We start from the raw sequence: 1,007 nt of genomic DNA, 5'->3' as shown, positions 1-1,007 counted from the left end.
TAATTCAAATAAAATATGATTTGGTTCTCTAAAATACAGTGCTTTAAAGTAATATCTTTCAACTTTTCCTGAATTTATGTAACCTAATGATGTAATCTTTTCAGCCCACTTATTAAATTCTTCTTCATTTGGCACACGAAACGCAACATGATGAACACTTCCACGTCCAGGTCTTTCTCTAGGTAAATCTGATCGAATTTCAACATGTACTTCTGCGCCAGAACCACCTATTCCAGTAGCCAATACTTCAATATTAGGTTGATTTTCAGAAGGAGATGGATATGTGCCAATATGTCTGAAACCTAAAACTTCTGTTAAGGTCTTTAATGTAGGTGCAGCATCCTTGACTGTTAAGGTAACAGGTCCTAATCCTACTATCCCATGTTCGATCGGAATATCTGTCTGATTCCAAGGAATCCCCGCTGGGACACCTGACTCTCCATTATCCGCTACTAAAATTAGTCGAGTTCCTTCATAATCTTGAAAGGCTAATGTATCACGATTCGCTCTTTTACTGATTTCTTCATGACGAATCCCTAACTGATTAAATCGACACTTCCAATAATGTAATGATTCTGTTGACTGTACTCGTAATGATGTTGTAGAAATACTAGAATGACCATGATATGTATTACCTAATCCAGGAATGTCAAAAAAAGTTATTTCTGTCCCAGGATTTCCTTTGGCGTCTCCATAAAACAAGTGATAGCTAGAAGTATTATCTTGATTTACAGTCTTTTTAACAAGTCTCATACCTAAAACTTTTGTATAAAATTCAAAGTTTTTTTCTGCTTTTCCAGTAAGTAATGATACATGATGTATTCCCAATAATTCCATCTTCATCAGTCCTTTATGAATTTATATTCTTATTTTACGCTTTGTCAGGTTGAATTACTAATGTGAGTTTTTGAGGATTAAGGAAGTACTCAATATAAAAATGAATACAAAATACAATAGAAATGATAATTTGAATTGTAAATAGAGGTATGTATGTTACACTTTAATTA

The 1,007-nt window shown here is 33.4% G+C and carries 1 protein-coding gene; it reads right to left on the bottom strand.

The window, feature by feature from the left end:
* Positions 1 to 837 (bottom strand): VOC family protein (locus V7056_RS20750; RefSeq protein ID WP_499704280.1); only part of this gene is annotated, 837 nt, incomplete at its 3' end.
* Between the last annotated feature and the right edge of the window lie 170 nt (positions 838 to 1,007).

Source organism: Bacillus sp. JJ664 (assembly GCF_036962205.1).
GTDB lineage: Bacteria > Bacillota > Bacilli > Bacillales > Bacillaceae_G > Gottfriedia.
Note: the sequence above shows the minus strand (reverse complement) of the source record. Positions and strands in the feature narration are given on the sequence as shown.